Origin of the sequence: Streptomyces sp. NPDC056169, from assembly GCF_042268445.1 — a bacterium.
In the GTDB taxonomy this organism is placed as follows: domain Bacteria; phylum Actinomycetota; class Actinomycetes; order Streptomycetales; family Streptomycetaceae; genus Streptomyces.
The window spans coordinates 161,006-178,856 of the sequence record NZ_JBHJUO010000018.1; the positions used below are offsets into that span (position 1 = coordinate 161,006).

Here is a 17,851-nt window from a genome sequence, read left to right on the forward strand (position 1 = left end):
ATCTGCCGGTGCGGAGGACAGTAGGGAACGGGGGAGTGAACCCGATACGGGGAAAACCCTTGTCACCCCTCATAGGGCGGCGGGGGTCCGGGGGAGGTGTGCCGGGGGCCGGCCGGGGAAGACGCGCGACGGGGCGACGTTTCGGCTGGTGGGGGCGGTGCGGGGACGGCGCGGGGGTGTTGCGGTGACAGCGGAGGTAGGGCGTCCGTCTCTGGAGTGGATGTGGAGGCGGGGTGGAGAGGGTGCGGAGCCGCCGGGGAGGCCGTGCGCTGCGGCGGGCCGAAGTCCGAGGGGTCAGGTCTCCGGTGGCGCGCGGCCGGACTCCGGCAGCGGTCAGCCGAGTTCGAGCGTCGTGACGCCGAAGACCCGCTCCCGCGCCACCGGCCGGACCGGCCCCGTGTACATCCGGGCCGTCTCGAACGTCGGCTCAAGACCCCGCTCCAGCGCCAGGCGGGCCGCCGCCGGATTCGCCTCCGGCATGTCGACGGCGATCCGCGTCGCGCCGAAGCCCCGTGCCTCGGCGGCGAGTGCGTCGAGCAGGACCGCCGCGTCCGCCGGGGTGTCGGCGAACAGCGGTCCGATACGCGCCTCGTCCCGCGCGGGGCGGACGACCCCGTACCCGGCGGTTCGGCCGTCGACGACCCGGACCAGCGCGCGGTGGCCGGGCGTGGTGAGCCACCTGGCGAGGAAACGCGGCCGGTCGGCGTGGTGGCAGGTGCTGTCGTACGCGACGACGGCCGCCGGGTCGAGCAGCCCGCCGGGCAGCACTCCGGCCACCGGACGGTCGGGCGCCGGGACCTCGCCCACGAAGCGCGCCGTGCGGTACGCCGTGCTGAAGCCGGAGCGCCGGTAGTTGTCCTGCTGCGCCGGCACCCCGTCGAGCCCGACGGACCGGTCACCGGCGTGGGCGAGCGCGGCGCGCCAGGTGGCCAGGCCGTGGCCGAGCCCGCGGAGTTCGGGGCGGACGAGGTAGAAGCCGAGGAAGGCGTACGTGTCGCTGTAGTTGACGACCGAGATGGCGGAGACCGGCTCCCCGTCGACGCGGCCGAGGAAGAAGCCGCCCGGGTCCTGCGCGAAGAAGGCGGGGACGTCGGACAGGCCCGGATTCCACCCCTCCTCGGCGGCCCAGGAGCACACGAGCGCCCAGTCCCCGGGCGTGGCGGGGGCGACGGACAGAGAACCGGAGGAGGCGGGGGCCATGGGGTTCCTTCAACAGCCGGAGCCGGGCGTGGTCGGACGTCGGACGGGGCGGAGCGCGCCGAGCATAGTGCCGCCGAACACCTCGCCCACCCCACGCCGATCGATTCTGGCCGCGAGCCCTGGGGGGACGGGTCCAGGCTCCCGGCTCCGGCCGAGGCTCCCGGCACGGCCGCTCCCGGCGGTCGAGGCGCCGCGACGGACGGAGGCCGTCAACCCACCAGACGCAGGCGGGCTTCCGCTGCCGTGAGGCGGATCGTCTGGCCCCACGTCAGGTGCAGGGCGTCCGATTCGACGCCGTCGCCGAAGGCCACCAGCCGGTCCGACTCGACGGTGAGGCGCAGGCTCTGGCCCGCGCCGAGGAGGCCCTCGACGCGGGTGGTGCCGGTCGTCGGCGACGGCCAGGCCTCGCGGACGAACCACGCGAGCCGGGCGTCCGCCGGTGCGGGCAGGGCGAGCGTGCTGGAGCGCTGTTCCCAGAGGGAGCGCAACCACCCCGTGGCCCCCGTGCCGGTGCCGACGAGGACGCCCGAGGAGGCCTGCGGTTCGGGCTCCGGCGGGGCGTCACCGCCGTCGAGCCCCAGCGTGTAGCGCGCGGTCTGGTGGCCGGGCGGGCCGACGTAGATCTCGTTGAGGGCGAGGAGCCGCTGCGCGTCGTCGGTGACCGCCTCCACCATCGTCAGCTCGTCGACCGCCGCCCCGTCCCCCGCCGCGTACGGCAGCAGCCGCCGCGCCTGCGCCGCGCGGTGCCGTACGAGGACGCCCGCGTTCCGCCCGGGGTCCGCGTCGATCCCGATCACCGGCTGCCCCGTCAGGTACTTCGCCGCGTTGGCGACCAGACCGTCCTGGCCGACCACGACGACGACGTCCTCGGGGCCGAAGAGGAAGCGGTCCAGGTCGGCGCGCTCCACCCGGGTCTGTCGCCAGGACAGCGGAACCGCGCCCGCCACCTCGGCGAGCGCCTGCCGGACCCGCTCGTGCCGCTCCCGTACCGCCTCGACCGAGCGGCCGCGCGCGGAGAGGAAGAACGCGGCCTGGCCGTGCGTACCGTGCCGGGCGAGCAGCTCCTCGTACTCCGTGGTCCGGTGTACGAGGACCGCGCGCGGCGCGAGGCTCACGACCGGGCCCCGCCCTCGCCGCCCAGCTTCGCGAGGAGTCCGGTCAGCACGTCGGGGGAGAGCGTGAGGTGCTCGATGCGGGGCAGGTTCTCCGCGGCCCGGGTCACCGCCAGGGCGTGCAGCGTCGCCGGCTCCGCCTCCCCGTGCGCCCGCAGCCACGCCGACTGCGCGCCCGCGCGCGCCTCTCCGACCACGCGCGCCGCCTCGGCCTCGGCCCGGGCGAGCCGGACCTTCCGTACGGCCTCGGCCTCGGCCCGTACGGCGTCGGCGGCGGCGCTCTCCTCGGCCTCGCGGCGCGCGTTGGTGCCGCGCTGCTCGACGAGCCGCTCCTCCTGGCGGGCCAGCTCGATCTTGCTGGCGAGCTCGTTCTCGGCGATGGCGCGTTCGCGCTCGACCGCGACGGCCCGGCGCTCGTACGTGGCGCGGTCCGCCTCCTGCTGGATCTGCTCGCGGGCGGGGGTGCGCAGGGCGCGCTCGACCTCCGGTTCCGGCCGGATCGCGACCACCCGAACGGCGACCAGTTCGATACCGGTGTCGGGCAGGCGCGGTTCGGCCGCGAGGCCGTCCGAGATCCGGTCGCGGACGGCCGAGACACCGTCGACGAGCGCCGCCGCGAGCGTGGTGCGGGCGAGGACGTCGAGGGCGTGCTGCTGGGCGGTCTCGGTGAGGAGGGTGGCGATCTGCTCCAGCGGCGTACCGCGCCAGGCGCCGGTGTCGGGGTCGATCGAGAAGTCGAGCCGGGTGGCCGCCGCGCCCGGGTCGCCGATCCGGTACGTGACGGTGGACTGCACGCTCACGTCCTGGAAGTCGGCCGTGCGGGCGTGGAACGCCATCGCCAGCTCCCGGTCGTTCACGGGAACCTCGGAGAGGGCGGCGGTACGCGGCCGGAACCAGAAGCTCAGCCCCTCGCCGTCGTGGACGATCTGTCCGCGGCGCTGGTGGCGGATGTGGGCGGTGGGCGCGGAGCGCAGATGGCGCCAGCCGGACCGCCGGGTGATGTCAGCCATGGAACCCCCTTGTCGTCATGCTGACGATAGGGGGTTCCATGGTTTTTCGTCAATATGACGAAAGTGATCGACGGGGGATGCCGGCGGGTCATGTCGGCGGGGATGCCGGCGGGGATGTCGGTGGGGAAGCCGCCGGGGGTGCCGCCGGGGATGCCGGTGTGGGGATGTCAGCCGGGGATCGACGCGCGAGCCGGCTCCACCTCCGGGACCGAGAGGGGGACGGTGAGCGGGAGGGGTGTGGACAGGGGCGCGGGCAAGGGCGCGGGGAGTTCGGTGGCCCGGGGCGGCGGCACCGGCCGGGAACCCGTCACGACGACGGTGGACGAGGCCGGGTCCGCCTCGGGAGCCGGCGCGCCGCCCTTCGTCAGCAGCACCACGCCCCGCGCCGCGACCAGCGACGCGGCGGCCGCGATCGGCCAGCCCCACGTGCCCGCCCGGAAGGTCTCGCCGAGGAGGGCCACGCCGATGATCGCGGCGGCGGCCGGGTTGGAGAGGTTGACGACGGCCAGCGGCGCCGCGAGACCGCCCCGGTAGGCCGCCTGCGAGAGCAGGAGTCCGCCCACGGCGAAGCCCGAGATGAGGACCGCTAGCAGCGCGGTCTGCCACCAGACGGGTTCCCTGCCGGGCAGTTCGAGCGCGAGCGCGGCCGTCAGGGTCTGGGTCAGGGCGGAGCCGACCCCGGACGCGATGCCGGAGGCCGTCGCGTGCCCGAGCCCACGGGTTCCCGTGTCGCCGCGCCTCCGCGGCACGCGACCCGATGCCAGCGCCGCGATGAGGAGCCCTGTCGCCGCGGCGACGATCAGGGCCTCGCGCAGGCTGAGGGCCTCGCCGGGCTCGGCGGGGCCGGTCATCGCGACCAGGCCGACGAGCCCGCCCAGTGTCAGGAGCGCTCCGCGCCACTCGGTCCGGGTGACGCGCCGGCGCGCGCAGTACGCGCCCAGCGGCAGCGCCGCCACGAGCGTCAGGGCGCCGAGCGGCTGGACCAGCGTCAGCGGCCCGTAGTGCAGGGCGGCCACGTGGGCGAGCGCCCCGGCGGCGTTCAGACCGACCGCCCACCACCACTGCCCGCGGGCGAGGAGCGCGCGGAGCGCCCCGCGTCCGGCCGGTGCCGCCGAGGCGGCCAGCCGTGCCTGGGCGACGGCGGCGAGCGCGTACCCGGCGGCGGAGACGAGGGAGAGGAGCACCGCGAGGACGGTGCCGGCGACGGGGCTCATCGCAGGGCTCCGGCCGGGAGGACGGTCGCGCCGCGCTGGTGGGGCACGGTCGGCGGGGCCGTACTGCTGCGGCCCGGGGCACGGACGGCGAGCAGTGCGAGGCCGAGGATCGCGGCGGCGGCCAGCGCGTCGAACCAGTAGTGGTTGGCGGTGCCGACGATGACGAGCAGGGTGAGCAGCGGGTGCAGCAGCCACAGCACGCGCCAGCGGGAGCGGGTGGCGACGATCAGGCCGATCGCGACCATCAGGGCCCAGCCGAAGTGCAGGGACGGCATCGCGGCGAACTGGTTCGCCATCGAGTCCGTCTCGGGGGTGGCGCCGTACACGGACGGGCCGTAGACCCGCGCCGTGTCGACGAGGCCGGTGGCGGCGAGCATCCGCGGCGGGGCGAGCGGCATCAGCAGGTGCAGCGCGAGCGCGGCGGCGGTGACGAGCGCGAGGACGCGGCGCGACCACACGTAGTGGGCGGGGCGGCGCCAGTACAGCCAGCAGAGGAAGGCGATGGTGGCCGGGAAGTGCACGGCCGCGTAGTAGGTGTTGGCGGCCCGGATGAGCGGTTCGCCGTGCATGAGCAGCTGCTGGATCGTTCCCTCGCCGGGGAGGTGGAGCGCGCGCTCGGCGTCCCAGACGAGGTCGGCGTTGCGGAAGGCGCGGGCCTCGTGGCCGTTGGCGACGAGCCGGCCGAACTTGTAGACGAGGAAGAGCGCGGTGACGAGCACGAACTCGCGCAGGAGGGGGGGTCTCACGACCTCTTCGTGGCCCTCGGACCGGCCCTCGGACCGGTCACGGGATCCACCCTCGGACCGGCTCTCGGACCGGCCCTCGGACCGGTCGCCGGACGCGTCGCCGGCCTCCTCGTGGTTTCCGGGCTCACCGGGGCCGGGGGTAGCCGTCGTCCCCGGTCCTGGAGGACGTCGTCCTCGTGTCCCGCGTATCCCGGCAGCCATCGCGCGGCCCCTCTAATCCGTCAAACCGGCAGCAAACGGAGTGAGCCTAGATCCGATTTCATCGAGACGCAAGCGTCTCGATACGTTTGCGTCTCGATTGTGCACCCCCTACTCTCGTATGTGCAGAGGCAGAGGTGTCCGGGAGGATTCGATGTCCACACAGGCCGCGACCGCCGCAGCCCGTCGCAGCAAGATCACGCCGGAGCGTGAGACGGAGCTGTACGACGCGGTGATCTGCCTCCTCAGGGAGGGCGGCTACGACTCGGTCACCATGGAGGGCGTCGCGGCCCGCACCAAGTGCGGCAAGGCCACCCTCTACCGCCAGTGGGGCACGAAGCCGCAGCTCGTCACCGCCGCCCTGGCCCGCCGCCGCTGCACCGTCTTCGCCGGCATCGACACCGGCACCCTCGCCGGCGACCTGCGCGAGGCCGCCCGCGTCGCCGCCTCCCACCGCGAGCGCGACGCCGAGCTGATGGAGGCCGTCGCCCAGGCCTACGTCCAGCACCCCGACCTGCGCGCCGCGCTCCGCGAGACCGTCATCGCCCCCGAGGTCGCGGCCATCGACGCGGTGGTGGCGCGCGCGGTCGAGCGGGGCGAGGTCGCCGCCGACAACCCCGCGATCGCCTTCGTCGCCCCCTGCTTCATGGGCATGCTCCGCATCGAGCGGATCTTCGAGGAGCGGTTCGCCGAGACCTCGACCATGCACGGCTTCGTGGACGCCGTCCTCCTTCCGGCGCTGCGCGCCGGGAGGTGAGCTCCCGGCCCGTCCGGCACCCTGGAGACATGCGCGCGAGCACCCCCGACGTCCGTGTCCGCCGGATCTACGAGACCCCGTCGCCCGACGACGGCGTTCGCGTCCTCGTCGACCGGCTCTGGCCGCGCGGACTCGCCAAGACGGACGCCCGCATCGACGAGTGGCCCAAGGCCCTGACGCCCTCCACCGAGCTGCGCCGCTGGTACCACGGTCCCGAGGGGGAGTACGCGGAGTTCTGCCGGCGGTACGAGGCCGAGCTCGCCGCCCCCGAGGCCGCGGCGGCCCTCGACCGGCTCCGGGAGCTGGCGGGCCGGGAGACCGTCACGCTCCTCACGGCCGCCAAGGACCCCTCGGTCAGCCACACTTCCGTACTGGAGCGCGAACTCGCCCCGCGGGCGGGGGAGTAGCAGGGTTCACGCGCCGGCGCGGCGCAGGCGCGGTGCCTCCGCCGCCGCGTCGACCTCCGTGCGGGACGCTTCGGTGCGGTCGGCCAACTCCCGCGCCCACGCCACGAGTCCGCCGACGTCGATCCCGTAGGGACTCTCGGACGAGCTCTCGCGAGGACCCTCGTACGGACCCCCGAGGGAGTGCGTGAGCCGCTCCGCTCCCCGGCGCAACAGCCGCGCCCCGCCTTCCCGGTTCCCGCGCGCGGCGTGCGTCAGGCCGACCGCGAGCTGCGCGAGCCCCTGCCACAGATCGCGTTCCGCCTCCGGACCCGACTTCCAGGCGTCCTCGAAGACCTCGTGGGCGTGGAAGGGCATCCCGGCGTCCAGGAGCCGCTGCGCCTCGCGCAGGGACGCGTCGGGCGTGCGCACGACCCCCTCGGGCTGCCGGGGCACGCCCTCCGCCCCGTACGGCAGCGGTCGGCCGAGCCCGTCACGGGGACGCGCGCTCCGCGCCCGGCCCTCGTCGTCGCGATCCCTCGTCGTACCGTTCACCCGCCCATTGTCGCCCCCGGGACGATCAGGAACGGTAAACTTGTCGGCTCGACGTATCCCCGGTTCGCGTGGGTCGCACGGGCCAGGCGGGGCGTCGTGCCCGTAGCTCTTTTGGGGGAGTGAGTCGCCGGTGCCGTCGGAAGCCGAACAGCCGCTGCCCGTGGGGTCGTTCACGGCCCTCGCCCGCCCCGAGCGGGGTGCCCTGCTCGAACGCGGCCCGGAGCTCGCCGCGGCCTTCCACGCCGTCGACGCACTCGTCGCCGCCGCCGCGGCCGGCGGACCCGCCCGGGGCGGCGTCCTCGTCCTCCGGGGCGAGCCGGGCGTCGGCAAGACGGCGCTCCTCGCCGAGATCCACCGCATGGCCCGCGACCGGTGCACGGTCCTGACCGCCCGCGGCGGCGAGATCCTCACCTCGGTCCCCTTCCACGTCACCCGCCAGCTCCTCCAGCCCGCCCTGGACGGCTACGGCCCCGAGGACGTCCACCGCCTCTTCGGCGACCACTTCGCCCTCGTCGCCCCCGCGCTCGGGCTTGCACCGCCGCCCTCGCCGTCGGCCGCGCCCGCCGACCCGCAGGGCGTACGGGACGGACTCGTACGGCTCCTCGACCGCCTCGCGGACGGCCTGCGCGACCGGCCCCCGGTCCTGCTCGTGGACGACGCCCACTGGGTCGACGCCGAGACCCTGACCTGGCTCGACGCCTTCACCCGCACGCGCGGGGACGGCCGGCTGCCGGTCCTGGTCGTCCTGGCCCACCGCCCGCTGCCGACCGAGGCGGGCGACGGACAGGCCGACGGAGCCGAGGGCGACGGACGGGCCGGCGGAGCCGAGGGCGACGGTACGACGCTGCTCACCGGACTGGCCGACCGCGCCCTCCTGACGCTCGGGCTGCACGCCCTCACCTCCGAGGCCACCGCCGAGCTCGCCCGCGAGGCGCTCGGCGCCCACGCGGACGAGCCGTTCTGCCGGGAGCTGTGGACGGTGACCGCCGGCAACCCGTACGAAACGGTCGAACTCCTCGCCAAGGTCCGCGACCGGACGCTCGAACCCGTCGAGGGCACGGCCGACCTCCGGAGCCTCGCCGCGGGCGCCCGCGGCGGCGGCCTCGTGGCGCGCCTCGAAGAGCTCGGCAGCGGCCCGACCCGCCTCGCCTGGGCCGTCGCGGTCCTCGGCGCGGACAGCACGCCGGACCTCCTCCCGAAGCTCACGGGCATGTCCGGTCCGGAACTCGCCGACCACACGGAACGGCTCCGCCGGGCCAGGATCATCACGCCGCCGCCACGGAACGGGGCCGCGACCCCGCACCTGGAGTTCGCGCACCCGCTCATCGCGACCGCCGTCTACGGCTCGGTGCCGTCGGCCGTCCGTACCGCCCTGCACGGGCGCGCCGCCTGGGCGCTCGCCGAAGCGGGACGCGGACCGGCGGCCGCCTCCCGCCACCTCCTCGAAGTGCACCCGGACGACGACGAGGACGTCGTCCGCCGGCTACGGGCCGCCGCCGTCGAGCACCTGGCCGTCGGCGCCCCCGACGCGGCCCGCCGCTGTCTGGAACGGGCCCTCGCCGAGCCGCCCGGCCCCGACACGTACGCCAGGGTCCTGTACGAACTCGGCTGCGCGTCCCTCCTCACCGCACCCGCCTCCACCGTCCTGCACCTGCGCTCCGCGCTCGCCTTGCCCGGCCTCGACGACGCCCTGCGCACCGACGCGACCTACCGGCTCGCGCAGGCCCTCGCCCACAACAACCAACTTCCGGAAGCCGCGCGGGCCGTCGCCGTCGAGTCGGCCCGTACCCCGCCCGGCACCGGCCGCCGCCGCCTCCAGGCGGCCCACTTCATGTACGAGGGGTTCCAGGCCACCGAGGAGGACGGACCCGGCCGCTCCGGCCGCCTGGCCGACCTCACCGCCGCCTTCACCGGCGCCGACAACTCCGAACGAGCCCTCCTCACCGTCCGGGGCTTCGACGCGATGCTCCGCGGCGAACCCGCCGACGAGGTCGTACGCCTCTGCGACAGCGCCCTCGTCGACGGCAGACCGGCGCGGGGCCTCGGCTGGACGGACCCGACCTGGGGCTTCGAGATCCCGGCCCTCACCGGCATCGCGTACGTGTTCGCCGACCGGCCCGACCGGGCCGAGGCCCTCTTCACCGAGGCGGTCCGGGCCTTCGAGATCTCCGGCTGGAGCGGCGCCCACCTCGCCTTCGCGCACACCCTCCTCGGCCTGGTCCACCGACGCCGCGGCGACCTGCCGCGCGCCCAGCACCACCTGGAGGAAGGACTGCGCCTCGCCGACCGGGTCGGCGACGGCCTCCCCGTCCACTGGGACACCGCGTGCCTCCTCGTCGACACCCTCATCGCCCGGGGCCGTACCGCCGAGGCGCGGAGCGTCGCCGACCGGTACGCCTTCGGCCCGCCCTGGCCCGGCGCGATCGTGCTGCCCGACGGCCCCAGCGTCCTCGGCCGGCTGCTGCTCGCCGAAGGCCGTACCGAGGAGGCCGTACACACCCTCGAAGAGGCCGCCGAGGCGCTGACCACCCGCGCCCGCCACCACGTCGTCTGGGCCCCCTGGCCCTTCGACCTGGCCAGGGCCCTCGCCCCCGTCGACCCGGACCGCGCGGCCGGGATCGCCGCCGAGGCCACGGCCCACGCCGAACGCCTCGGCACCCCCACGGCCCTGGGCGAGGCCCTGCGCTGCGCCGCCCTCTTCGCGCCCCCATCGGAGAAGGCGAGCCTCCTCACCCGGGCCGTCACCCACCTCGCCGCCTCCCCGTCCCGCTACGAGGAGGCCCGGGCCCGCGTGGACCTCGCCCACGCCACGGGCTCCCCCGCGGCCCTGGCCCGAGCGGCCACCCTGGCCGCGACCTGCGGCGCAGACGCCCTCGCCGCGGCAGCGGTGACAGCCCGTGCGTCAGCCCACCCCCGCGAGTGAGGTAGTGTTTCTCCTGCACGCCGACGCGGGGGAAAACCCGCGGGGGACGAGCATCGGGACGTGGCGCAGCTTGGTAGCGCACTTGACTGGGGGTCAAGGGGTCGCAGGTTCAAATCCTGTCGTCCCGACTTTTCGAAGTCGCAGGTCAGGGGCCGTTTCAGAGAAATCTGAAACGGCCCCTGACTCGTTTCCGGGGGAAGAAGGGGGCCTCCCCGGTGCGCATGGCACCGGGGAGGCCCCCTTCCTCATTCGCTCGCCATCAGTCGACCGGCGTTCCGTTGGCGTACGTGAAGCGCTTCGGGTAGACGCGCACGACGTTGCCCTCCGCGTTGGTCATCCACCACTCGATGGAGTCCCAGGTGCGGTACTCCATCCGGGTGGCCGCACGGAGTTTGGTCATCTCCCATGCGGTTCCGAAGCCACCCTTCTGGATCGCCTCCCAGTCGCCGGGCGTGATTCCTTCCCCTCGCTGCAGAAGCAGGTTCAGCGCCTCGTCGGCGTCCTTGGCGCCCGCGACACCGTCCAGAGACACCGAGATCTTCACGTGGGGATTGATCACTGCTCGCTCTACTCCCACCGTCCACAGGGCACGAGCGCCCATCCCCATGCTGGCCGGCATTTCGGTGCCGTACACCTTGTTGTTGAACGTGTCCGCGCCGCCGGCGATGGCCTTGGCCAGGTCGTCCGAGTACGGGTTGACTCCGAGGACGATGTGATCGCCGTCCTTGACTATGTCCTTGAGGACCTCCTGGCACTTCTTGATGACGTCTTCGTCGGCCGACGCGGCGGAGAACGACGCGGTGGAGAACGAAGCGGTGGAGAACGACGCGAGCTTGAGGGGCGTGGTGTCCGCGAGCTCGCACGCCTCGCCGACCTTGCGGAAGATCCGGCTGATGATGCCCTGGACGGCGGCCTCGGTCAGACCGATGGTGCGGAGCGCCCGGTAGGCGTCCATGAACCCGACGCCCGTCTTGAGGGCCGCGTCCAGCGCGTACACCGCGGCCTTGCCGGCCCGGAAGAGCGGGCCCGCGACGAACCAGCTGGCCGCCCAGGCGCAGTCGCCCCAACTGCCCGACGCGCCTCCCGGCGTGATCTTCTGGGCGCAGCCGATGAAGTCGCCGAGCAGGATGTCGACCGGGTCGATGTTCGAGTTGAACTCGACCATCGTCAGCGTGTAGCTGAGCTGTTCGGTCGTGGGGTCCGTCACCTCGCGGCCGAGGTAGACGGTGTCCGCCTGCGGGCAGCTGCCGAAGTACGTCTCCGGCGGGGCCACGCACATGAACAGGTCGACGTGCGACCTGTAGGTGACGTCGGCCGTGATCGTGCAGTCCCCGAAGTGGATGATCGGGTTGCAGTTGTCCTTCTTGACGTTCTTCGGCTCGCCGATGTACTCGATGTGGTCGAGGACCGCCCACACCCCGCCGACCCCGGTCGTGACGCCCTGCGAGATCTGCTCGTTGTCGCCGGTCGTCTCGGTGCGGTCGGCGGCGGCCTGGGCCTCCTCCGCCGCGTTCCTGGCACCGGCCGCGGCCGTCTCGGCGGCCGTCGCGTCCTCCTCCGCCTTGGTGGCGGTGGCGCGGGCGCCGGCCGCGTCCTCCTCGGCCTTGGTGGCCACGGCACGGGCGTTGGCGGCGTCCTTCTCCGCCTCGGTCGCCGCCGCGTCCGCCGCCGCCGCGTCGGACTCGGCATGCATCGCCGCCGACCCCGCCGCCATCGCGGCGGTTCCCGCCACCGTGGCGTAGCCGTCGGCACGGCCCGCCGCTGCCTGGGCCTCCTGGGCCTGCTCAGCGGCCTGGGTGGCCGAGGCCTGTGCGCGCTGGTACGCCTTGGCCGCGCGGGACGCGTCCGCAGCAGCGGCCGCGGAGGCCTCCGCCGCGAGCTTCATGTCACCGGCGGCCCGGTCGGCCAGCGCCTTCGCCTCGGCGGACATGTCCTCGGCCTGGTTCGCCGTGGCCGCCGCGGCGGCGGCCTGCTGCTGCGCGATCGTCAGGGACTGCTGGCCGGTCAGCACCGCGAACGCGGCCGAGCTGTCGACCTCTTGGAACGGGCCGCCGAGCGCGATCGCCTCGTTCGCCGGCTTGTTCACCGCGGCCGCGGAGTCACGCGCCGCGAGCGAGGACTGCACCGCCGCGAGCGCCCTGCCCGCGGTGGTCGCGGCCCAGGACGCGGTCTGCGTGGCCTCGGAACGGGCGGCAGCCGCCTCCGTCTTGGCGACCTTGGCCGCCGCCGAGGCCTTCTCCGACTGCTCCTCGGCGCTCTTTGCGTCGGCCGCCGCGTCCTCCGAGGCGTCGATGGCGTCGGCCGCGGCCGCGTGTGCCGCGGCGGCGGAACCGGCCGCGACCCAATAGGACGCCCAGGCGCTGTCGGACGCCGCCCTGGCGCGGGCCGCGGAGCCCTGCGCCTTGGTGGCCGCCTCGCGGGCGTTGGTGGCGGCGGTCGTGGCCGCGTTCGCCGACGCACGCGCGTTGGTGGCCGCCGTGGTCGCCGTGTTCGCGGCGGCCCGGGCATCGGTCGCGGCGGTACGGGAGGCCGTGGCCGCGCCCGTACCCTCGTCGGCGTCGGCCTTGGCCTCCATGGCCGCCGCCTTCGCGTTCAGCGAGTCCCGCCGCTGCTCGGCCTCACGGGCGCCGTCGCGGGCGGCGACCGCGTCGCGCTCCGCCTGCTCGGCGACGGCCCGCTTGGACGAGGCCGTGGTTCCCGCCGCCTCGGCGGAGACCCTGGCGTCGGACGCGATCCGGCCCTGGGCGACGGCGTCGGCCTCGTGGCCGGCCGCCTTGTCCCGCTCGCTCTCGGCGGTGGCCCGGTAGGCCGCCGCGTTGGCGCGCTCCAGTTCGGCGACGGCGCGCTGCTGCTGGGCGTTCGCCGCGGCCTTGCGGGCGTCCTCCTCCTCCGCGAGCGCGGTCTCCTTGGCCTTCTTGGCCTTCTCGGCGTTCGCCGCTGCCGAGGCCGCGTAGGCGTCGGCGCTGTCCGCGGCGGCCTTCGCCTGGGCGGCGGCCTCCTGCGCGGCGATCCGGCGGAACTCGGTGTTCACCGCGTGCGCCTCGGTCTGCGCCAGGGCGAGGAGCGCCTCCGACGTCGACACGGTGGCGTTCGCCGCGTTCAGCGCCGTCTCCGTCGCCTTCGCGGCGGCCGTGGCAGCCGCGCCGGAAGCGCGCGCGACCTGGACCGACTGCTGGGCGTACATCAGGCCACGACCACGCGGGACCTCGGAGGCGTCCGCGATGGCCCAGGCCTGCTGCTGGCCGGTCACCGCGCGCTGCGCGGCGGCGGTGGCGGCGGCGGCCTGGTCCTTGGCGGTGGTGACCAGCGCCTGGACCTTGCCCCGGGCGTTCGCCAGGTCCGCCTTCGCCTTGTCGAAGAGGGCCTGCTCCGGCTTGAAGATGTGGTCCGGGTCCGCCTCCAGAAGGTCGTGCCAGTACTTCTGCCAGCGCAGGATCTGGTCCGCGCGCCACGCCTGGCCGATGGCCTCGATCATCGCCTCGGTGGCGGACCGGGTCGCGGCGGCCGCGTCGGCCTCCGCCTGCATGACGACGGCGCGCGGGGCGGCCTGCCCGGCGTACTCCGTCTCCCACTCGGCCGAGGCCTGCGAGACGACCTGGCTCAGGGCGCTGCGCGGGTCGACCGGGTCCGCGTGGTCACACACGGACCAGGCCTGCTTGAGGTTCTCCACCTCGACGCGGAACCCAGGCGTCCCCTCGACGGGCTTCTTGTCGAGGAAGCCACCGTGCCGCAGGTAGGACGCGACGGTGCTGGCCGTGGTGCCGCCCGCGTGCTGGGTCCTGGTCACACTGGAATCCAGCAGCATGAAGTCCGCGGCGAAGTCGCGCCAGAGGTCCTTGCCGCGGTTCTGCTCGGTGATCTCCCGGGCCCTGGCGACCGCCTCGGGGCTCGCGTTGGTGTGACCGTCCCAGCCGAGCTGTGCGGCGACCTTCGGCTGAGTGGAGAGCGTGAACTCGAGGACGTCGGCGCCGAACCGCGGGGCGTGCAGCGTGATCCCGTCGTCGAACGAGCTCATCGCGTACGGCCTGTTGGCGTCCTCCAGAAGGGCCTCACGTGCCGCGAAGGCGTCCCGGTAGGCGTAACCGGCCCGCCGGTCCTGGTCGTAGGCCTGCCCCAAGGGGAAGAACCCGATCCAGTCGACATCGCCGACGACCGCCTGCAGGTCGTCGTTCGTACCCGTCAGGGCCTCGATGGCCCTGGCCTTCATGCTCGCGCCGCCCGCGTGCAGGGCGACACCCGCGAGGCACCGGTTGAGACGCGGGGTGCCGCGCACGTCACGGATGACGGCCGTCAGCTCGTTGAGCCGGCGCAGCGCGTTGTCGGCGTCGCGGAAGATCGTCCGCATGCCGTCGGAGACCTTCTCGATCGCCTGGGCGAGCGCGGGGATGCGGCCCACGATCACGGCGGACGAGGGGATGTCGACGAGCGCCCAGAGGCAGTCGTCGACGTCCTTCGAGGCCAGGCACTCCTTGACCTTCGCCGGGTCGAGCTGCTCGAAGAGGATCTGCCCGCCGTTCGCGGTCGCCCACTCGACGACGTTCACGGAGACGGCCGCGAGGCCCTTCCGGTAGTCGTCGACACAGGTCTGACCGCAGGCGTCAAGGAGGATCTTCTCCTCGCGCTCACCGAGCGCCGGCCAGTTGGAGGCGCCGCCCTCGATGGGCGTGACGCCCTCGGCGAGCGCCTCCTTGTGCGCCGCCTCGTTCCGCGTCTGCTGCGCCTTCTCCGCCTGTGCGGCGGCTTCCTCGGCGGCCGTGCTGTCGCCGGTGGCGTCGGATGCCTTCGACTCGGCGTCCTGGGCGGCCCGTTCCGACCCGGCCGCCTTGTTCGCGGCCTCCTCGGCGGCCTCGCCCGCCCGCCCGGACTTCTCGTTCGCCTCGGCCGCGCGCCGCTCGGAGTCCGTGGCCTCACGGTCCGCTTCGGCGGCGATGCCGCTCGTCGCCTGCGCGATGAGGCCGGCGCTCACCGCGTCGGCCCCTGCCTGTTCGGCGTGGCCCGTGGCGGCTTCGGAGGCGGCGACGGCGCCCTTCCGCGCCTCGGAGGCCTCGGCCGCGGACGACTGGGCGCGCGTCACGGCCTCGGCCGCGCGCACCGAATCGGTCGCCGCCGCGGCTGCGGCCTCGGCGGCGAGCTTCGCGTCACCCGTGGCCCGGGCGGCGGTCTGCTGTGCGGACTCAGCGGCCTCGGCCGCTTCGGTGGCCTTGGCCTCGGCCGCGGTGGCCTGCTGCTCCGCGATCGTCCTCGACGACTGGCCGACCAGCATCGCGAACGCCGCCGAGGAGTCCTTCTCCTTGTACGGGGAACCGATGGCGAGGACCTCGTCGGCGGCGGCGACCGCGCTCGTGGCGGCGTCTCGGGCAGCGAGTGCCGCCTGGCCGGCCGCATGGGCACGGCCCACCACGACGCCCGCCGACTTCACCGCTTCCGTGGCGTCGCTCTCGGCGGCGGCGGCTTCCTGCCGGGCCTTCCTGGCGAGCCCGTCGGCGTTCTTCGATGCCGTGGCGGCGTTGCCCGCACGGATCGCCGCGTCCTGGGACGCGTCGAGCGCGACGGCCGCGGCGGCGTGCGCGGCGGAGGCCGCGCGGATGGAGGCGTAATGCGCCGACCACGCCTTGCTCGCGTCGGCCTCGGCCCGCGCGGCCGCGCCCTCCGCCGTGGTCGCGGCCGACCGGGCGCTGACGGCGGCGGAGGTGGCCTGGTCCGCGGCGGTCTGCGCGGCGGTCGCGGCCTGTGCGGCCTCGGTGGCGGCCGTACGGGCGGCGGTGGCGGCCGCACGGGTCTCCGCGGCGGCTGCCGTGCCCTCGGCAGCCGCGGCAGCGGTCTCCAGCGCCGCAGCACGGGCCGCCGTGGCCTGCTTCGCCTGCGCCGCGGCGACGGCCTTCTCCCGACCGACCTGGGCGGCCTTCGCCTTCTCGTTCGCGAGCTTCCGCTTCGTCGCCGCCTCGGTGGCGGCGGTCCCGGCGGCCGTGTCGGAGCTCTTGGCCGAGGTCTGCTCGGCCGCGGCCCGCTCCTCGGCCTCCTGCGCCTTGGCGCGCTCGGTCGCGGCCTTCGCTCGGGCGGCGACGGCCGCGACCTGCTCCGTCTGGGCCTTGGCCCGCTCGGTCGCGGCGGAGCCGGCGGCGGCCTTGGCCTTGTCGCGCTTGTCCTCGGCCGTCGTACGGGCGGCCTTGGCGGTCCGCGCGCTCTCGGCGGCGGCCGTGGCGTTGGCCTCGGCGCTGTCGGCGGCGGCCTTCGCCTGCGCGGCGGCCTCCTGAGCCGCCACCCGCCTGAACTCGGCGCCGACCGCGTGCGACTCGGTCTGTGCCTTGGCGAGCAGCGCGTCACTGGTGGCGACGGACGCGTTGGCCGCGGCGAGCGCGGTCTCGGTCGCCTTCGCGGCGGCCGTGGCGGCGGCCGCGGAAGCGCGGGCGACCTGCACGGACTGCTGGGCGTACATCAGACCGCGGCCACGCGGCACATGGGTCGTGTCAGCGACGGCCCAGGCCTCCTGCTGCGCGGTCACGGCCGTCTGCGCGGCGGTGGCCGCCGTGCCCGCGTGGGCCTGTGCCGACGTGACGAGGGCGGCGATGTTCGAGCGGTAGCGCGCGAGGTCGGCGTCGGCCTTGTCGTAGAAGACCTGGTCGGGCTTCACGAAGATCGTGTTCGGGTCCTGGGCGAGCTTGTCCGTCCAGTACTTGCGCCAGGTCAGGATCTGGTCGACCGCCCATGCCTGGCCGATGGCCTCGATCATGTCGTCGGTGGCCTCGCGGGTCGCCGCGGCGGCATCCGCGTCCGCCCGCATGATCTTCGCGCGCTGGCCGGCCTGGCCGGCGTACTCCAGCTCCCACTCGACCATGGCGGTCATCACGGGCTCGTTGAGCACGCGGCGGGGGTCGAACGGGTTCTGGCTGTCGCAGGCGGACCAGGCCTGCTTCTGGTCCTCGACCTCGACGCGGTATTCGGCGGAGTCCTTGAGGGGTGCCAGGGCCGGGAAACCGCCGCGCTTCAGGTAGGAGGCGATGTCGGTGGCGGTCGTCCCGTACGCGTAGCCCCTGACGTTGACCTGGTCGTCCGAGAGCATCCAGCCCGACGCCATGTCGTGGAAGGCGTCCGTGCCCTCGTTCTCCTTGGCCACCTGCTTGGCCTTGGCTATCGCCTCCGGGCTGGCGACGCTGTGCTCGTCCGAGCCCAGATTCGACATCCTGGCCTGGGTCTCGAGGGTGAAGTGCGTGACATCGGCGCCGAACGCCGGCGCGTGCCACTCCATGTCGTCGCTCTCCCACGCCGACCGGACGTAGGGGTCATTGGTGCTCTGTAGCGCGAAGCGCCGGTCCGAGACCATCTCGCTGTACGCCTGGGCGGCGCGGCCGTCCTCGCCGAAAGCCTGGCCGAGCGGCCCGTACCCGATCGTGTCCGCGCTGATGACGGTCGCGCGGAGCTCCTCCTGCGTGCCGGTCAACCCCTGGATGGCGCGTGCCTTCTGCAGGGGACCGCCGTAGTGCAGCGCCTCGGCGGCCAGACAGCGGTCGACCCGCCGTTGGTAGCCGACGCTGCTGCGGAACCAGCCGGTGTCCTCCTCCGGCACCGTGTCGGCCGCCGCCGGTACGGCCTGCACCAGGCCGGTCAGTACGGCCGAGGCGGTGAGGAGGGCTGTGGCGCTGGTGGTCCGGGCCACCAGGCTTCTGAAGCGATGTCTGCGTCTGCCGACGCCTCGAACCCATGACACTTCTCTGTCTGCCGATCTCTGCGAATGTTCGGCAGCATCGGGCATGAG

General features: G+C 74.6%; 10 protein-coding genes and 1 tRNA gene. 4 read left to right on the forward strand and 7 right to left on the reverse strand.

The window, feature by feature from the left end; translation table 11 throughout:
- Window positions 1-333 precede the first annotated feature (333 nt).
- The 5 genes from ACFC0G_RS28855 to ACFC0G_RS28875 form a co-directional block, all read right to left on the reverse strand.
- Window positions 334-1,200, reverse strand: a complete 867-nt coding sequence (locus ACFC0G_RS28855; RefSeq protein ID WP_376408406.1) for a GNAT family N-acetyltransferase — start codon at window positions 1,198-1,200, stop codon at window positions 334-336.
- Window positions 1,201-1,409: 209 nt separating this feature from the next.
- A complete protein-coding gene (locus ACFC0G_RS28860; protein WP_376408408.1) occupies window positions 1,410-2,315 on the reverse strand; it encodes a hypothetical protein in 906 nt (301 codons plus the stop codon).
- Entirely contained in the window at window positions 2,312-3,322 is a 1,011-nt protein-coding gene (locus tag ACFC0G_RS28865; protein WP_376408411.1) for an SPFH domain-containing protein, read from the reverse strand. The genes ACFC0G_RS28860 and ACFC0G_RS28865 overlap by 4 nt, the downstream gene beginning before the upstream one ends.
- Window positions 3,323-3,489: 167 nt before the next feature.
- On the reverse strand, window positions 3,490-4,536 hold the full coding sequence (locus ACFC0G_RS28870) for a DMT family transporter (RefSeq protein WP_376408414.1): 1,047 nt from the start codon (window positions 4,534-4,536) through the stop codon (window positions 3,490-3,492).
- Window positions 4,533-5,282, reverse strand: coding sequence for a phosphatase PAP2 family protein (locus tag ACFC0G_RS28875; RefSeq protein WP_376408417.1), 750 nt, complete (start codon window positions 5,280-5,282; stop codon window positions 4,533-4,535). The genes ACFC0G_RS28870 and ACFC0G_RS28875 overlap by 4 nt, the downstream gene beginning before the upstream one ends.
- A gap of 352 nt (window positions 5,283-5,634) precedes the next feature.
- On the opposite strand from ACFC0G_RS28875, the gene ACFC0G_RS28880 reads away from it, so the two are divergent.
- Together ACFC0G_RS28880 and ACFC0G_RS28885 are read left to right on the forward strand one after the other, a co-directional pair.
- Window positions 5,635-6,237: a TetR/AcrR family transcriptional regulator gene (locus ACFC0G_RS28880; protein ID WP_376408420.1), complete on the forward strand. Its 603-nt coding sequence runs from the start codon at window positions 5,635-5,637 to the stop codon at window positions 6,235-6,237.
- A 29-nt stretch (window positions 6,238-6,266) separates the two neighbouring features.
- Window positions 6,267-6,644 carry a DUF488 domain-containing protein gene (locus ACFC0G_RS28885; RefSeq protein ID WP_376408422.1) on the forward strand — a complete coding sequence of 126 codons (378 nt, stop codon included), beginning with the start codon at window positions 6,267-6,269 and terminating at the stop codon, window positions 6,642-6,644.
- 6 nt (window positions 6,645-6,650) lie between these two features.
- On the opposite strand, the gene ACFC0G_RS28890 is transcribed toward ACFC0G_RS28885, so the two are convergent.
- Complete coding sequence (locus ACFC0G_RS28890) at window positions 6,651-7,175, reverse strand: DUF309 domain-containing protein (protein ID WP_376408425.1); 525 nt, start codon at window positions 7,173-7,175, stop codon at window positions 6,651-6,653.
- A 130-nt stretch (window positions 7,176-7,305) separates the two neighbouring features.
- Between ACFC0G_RS28890 and ACFC0G_RS28895 the strand changes: the two genes are divergently transcribed.
- Entirely contained in the window at window positions 7,306-10,098 is a 2,793-nt protein-coding gene (locus ACFC0G_RS28895) for an AAA family ATPase (RefSeq protein WP_376408426.1), read from the forward strand.
- A gap of 54 nt (window positions 10,099-10,152) precedes the next feature.
- Window positions 10,153-10,226: transfer RNA gene (locus ACFC0G_RS28900), tRNA-Pro, on the forward strand.
- 131 nt (window positions 10,227-10,357) lie between these two features.
- On the opposite strand, the gene ACFC0G_RS28905 is transcribed toward ACFC0G_RS28900, so the two are convergent.
- The gene (locus ACFC0G_RS28905; RefSeq protein ID WP_376408428.1) at window positions 10,358-17,752 is read right to left on the reverse strand and encodes a polymorphic toxin type 27 domain-containing protein; all 7,395 of its coding nucleotides are present in this window, start codon (window positions 17,750-17,752) and stop codon (window positions 10,358-10,360) included.
- Between the last annotated feature and the right edge of the window lie 99 nt (window positions 17,753-17,851).

Coding starts and splice junctions, on each gene's coding strand:
- ACFC0G_RS28855 (WP_376408406.1), bottom strand. CDS start 1,200: ATGGCCCCCGCCTCCTCCGGTTCTCTGTCCGTCGCCCCCGCCACGCCC.
- ACFC0G_RS28865 (WP_376408411.1), bottom strand. CDS start 3,322: ATGGCTGACATCACCCGGCGGTCCGGCTGGCGCCATCTGCGCTCCGCG.
- ACFC0G_RS28880 (WP_376408420.1), top strand. CDS start 5,635: ATGTCCACACAGGCCGCGACCGCCGCAGCCCGTCGCAGCAAGATCACG.
- ACFC0G_RS28885 (WP_376408422.1), top strand. CDS start 6,267: ATGCGCGCGAGCACCCCCGACGTCCGTGTCCGCCGGATCTACGAGACC.
- ACFC0G_RS28870 (WP_376408414.1), bottom strand. CDS start 4,536: ATGAGCCCCGTCGCCGGCACCGTCCTCGCGGTGCTCCTCTCCCTCGTC.